The 3,437-nt window shown below is 38.9% G+C and carries 2 protein-coding genes and 1 pseudogene; 2 read left to right on the forward strand and 1 reads right to left on the reverse strand.

The genetic code is table 11. From position 1 onward, the window contains the following. Positions 1 to 384 (forward strand): annotated as a pseudogene (locus Aba26S_RS21230) (hypothetical protein); the annotation flags it as partial. Positions 385 to 489: 105 nt separating this feature from the next. After that, positions 490 to 1,815 (forward strand): DNA cytosine methyltransferase, encoded by a 1,326-nt coding sequence (locus tag Aba26S_RS20490; RefSeq protein WP_043041742.1) that lies wholly within the window; start codon positions 490 to 492, stop codon positions 1,813 to 1,815. Between the two features lie 57 nt (positions 1,816 to 1,872). On the opposite strand, the gene Aba26S_RS20495 is transcribed toward Aba26S_RS20490, so the two are convergent. Continuing rightward, on the reverse strand, positions 1,873 to 2,328 hold the full coding sequence (locus Aba26S_RS20495; RefSeq protein ID WP_033917523.1) for a hypothetical protein: 456 nt from the start codon (positions 2,326 to 2,328) through the stop codon (positions 1,873 to 1,875). Between the last annotated feature and the right edge of the window lie 1,109 nt (positions 2,329 to 3,437).

Consider the following 3,437-nt stretch of genomic DNA (forward strand, 5'->3'; position numbering starts at 1 on the left):
GGTGATACATACACAAAGAAAACATTATTGTGGGGCCGTTTCAATGCCGACCTACCAATTGCACCTGTTGAACCTGTTGAGGGCTCTAAAATGCACCGCCTATACGGTGGCAATAGTATTGCGACTAAGAATGCTAGAAGCGTAACGCCTGAAGGTTTTGCATACTCATTTTTCACGGCAAACAACGCACATAGCAATTCGTTAATGACGATTTGCAACAAGTATGATCGTTTAGATCCTGAGCTTTTGAGTCGCTGTTTAAATAGCGGTTTGAGTGACTACGACATCTCTAATTTGATCGATGACGATTATTACGACTGTGATGATTATTCAGCACATCAAACATTAGAAAGTGCCGTTGAAAGCATGGGGGTGGCTGTATGAATCTGAGCAAGGTTATTCATGCTTATAGGTATCTGTCTCCAGAAGATGTACCGCATGAATTAAGAGATCTAAGCCATAAAGGGGCATTTGTTAGAGGGAATTTCTATGTATAACTTGCTTCCACATGAATTAATCGTTGATAACTTTGCTGGCGGTGGCGGTACATCAACTGGTTTAGAACGTGCGTTCGGTAGACCGATTGATATTGCAATTAATCATGATCCGAAAGCCTTGGCCATGCATCGCATCAATCATCCAAAAACAAAGCACTACTGCGAGAGTGTTTGGGATGTTAACCCTGTAAAGATTACGGGCAATCAACCTGTTGGCTTGGTTTGGCTTAGTCCAGACTGTAAACATCATAGCCGTGCGAAAGGTGGCAAGCCGTTAAACAAGAAGATCCGCGGTTTAGCTTGGATTGCTTTAAGGTGGGCTGCAACAGTTCGACCACGAATCATCATGCTTGAAAACGTGGTTGAGTTTGTTGAATGGGGTGATTTGGATAAGAACGGTAAACCGATTTTAAAGCGGAAAGGGCGAACGTTTAACTGTTTCGTGAATGCGCTCAGGTACCAAGGGTACACGGTCGAATATCGTGAACTACGAGCATGCGACTATGGTGCACCGACATTGAGAAATAGATTTTTCTTAATTGCTCGGCGTGACAATTTACCGATCGTCTGGCCAGAACCCACACATGCTGAATTTGACTTTTTTGCACCTCAAAAAACGAAAAAACAACCATGGAAGACAGCTGCTCAATGTGTGGACCTTAATTATGAATGTTTAAGCATATTCAAGCGTAAAAAACCTTTAGCACCAGCTACATTAGAGCGAATTGTGAGGGGGATTTTAAAATATATCGTTCACAACCCAAAACCTTACATCGTGGACAATGTGGCGCCAATTCTTACTGAGTGTGCCAATGGTTCAAGTCGTAGATCCATGCCAATAAATGAGCCATTACGTACAATTACAGCAGAAACAAAAGGCGGTACACATGCGCTATACGTGTGTCACCTATCTAAAATGAAAAAGGGGTGCACTGGCCAAGAGCTATCAGAACCATTTCACACGTTAACGACCGTGAATCAGTTTGCGGAAGTACGTGCGCTACTTTTGAAATTTACCGGGCAATTCAACTTTAAGAATGACTTGTTTGAACGTTTCGGCTTAATCGAAATCAATAATGAACATTATTATATTGAAGACATTGGTTTTAGGATGATTCAACCATTTGAGTTGTATAAGGCTCAGGGCTTTCCAAGCAATTACATCTTTACTCATGGTGTAGATGAAAATAACCAAAAAATTAAGCTGACGAAAACTGAGCAATACAGAATGGTAGGTAACTCAGTACCTCCAGATCTATCCCATGCACTTGTCAAAGCAAACTTTAAACATGAAATGGAATATCAAATTGCATCGTAAAAAAAACCTAGCATTGATTGGTCAATGCTAGGTGGGTATAAGACTTTTCAGGGGCTCTTATATTGCAAATGCTAACTGTGCTACTGGTGGCTTTAACATGCCCATTGATGTTAATACATCAGTGTATGTACGTACAGACCAGGTATTCGTTGATATATCAAAATAGATACAACTAAAAATAGTTTTGTACTCAGCGTACAGGGTAATCAAGTCAAAGCTATCGATATTGGCATTTTCAACCCGTTCGCTATATGTTGTACTGTAAGAGACACGCGTTAGATCTTCAGGTGCAAAATAGACAATACGTGCTTTGTCGCCGTGTCGTTCGTGGTTGTATTTGATCGTATTACACTTTGATAATCTCTCAATGTAACGGTCAAAAGATGCAGAATTTTGAACCTCTTTGTAGAGTATTTCCGCTGCATGGTAAATAAAGCAGTTGCTTAACCCAATGCCGTGCGAACTAAGGACTTTTTCTCCATCTGTTTTAAACATCGTGTAGCGTAGATACATCTTGAATACTCCAGGTTTTAAGCAATGAGCTTGATGTATTCATTTTAAAGACTGTTTGGGCTTTAAAATTTTTTCAAAAAAAAACCTAGCTAGGCTAGGTCAAAAGGGTAGAAGTTAATTAAATAACCTGAAGATCCAAAGTCCTAATGCTAAAAATGCTTCTTCCAGCACTTCAATCTTGGTTGTGTATTCAAGTGAATATAGATGTCCAACTTCAGTAACACTCAGTTTCATACGATTAGATAGGTCCAAGTCACTCACATTTAATTTGATCAGTGCATTAAACAAATAAATTAACGAAAAAAAGTTTTTTGATAAAGTTTTTGTGGCTAATAGATTTAATATAATTATCTAATTGGTTAGGTTATAAAAGGTAAAAATTTTGTCTAAATCTGATAATGACAACCCGTGTAAAACCAAAGAGAAACCGTTTTGGAACCATGTCAATACAGATGACTACGAAGAAGAAAACGAATATAAACACCAAGAGCCATCGTTCTTTAAGTATTTATTCAATATGTGCAGAAGCTGGCTAATAGTCATTATCGAAGTGCATATTCTTATTGGTTTTATTCTACTGGTTTTGTACATGTGGAAAGGCGTTTTAGTTTTTAATTAATAACGCTGTTTTTGAACAAACCCAATTCATGAATCTGAAAGCAGTTTGCCGTAGATATTTAACATTCAACGCTATTAAATGCTCAATCTGTTTATGCGATGAATTCCCTCTAAACCATCTGCATATACAAGTGAGTCGGTTCCTGATCTCTGGCCATGGTCTGACCAGGCTTGGAAACCAAAATCACCGCGTCAAAATTTAGTACGCGCAACAGCCTTATATCACTTGAGTTTTTCTAAGATCTAAGTCAATTTTGAACTTCCAATACGACCAGTAGGCAAGTGGCATGCCTACTGGTTTTTATTTTTTGATTGATCATCAGACATGCAAGAAATAGAATTGGTATATATATTCTTTCACCGGTCTTGAGATGTCAGAAAAATCAGAAATACCGCTTAAAGCTGGTGATTTAGTTGAAATTGAAGCTCTTGCTCCTGGTGCACCTAAACGCATTCCAGTGGCGTTAGAGCTGCTGTCGGCTGGATTTGCA

Source organism: Acinetobacter sp. NBRC 110496 (assembly GCF_000876115.1).
Lineage (GTDB): Bacteria > Pseudomonadota > Gammaproteobacteria > Pseudomonadales > Moraxellaceae > Acinetobacter.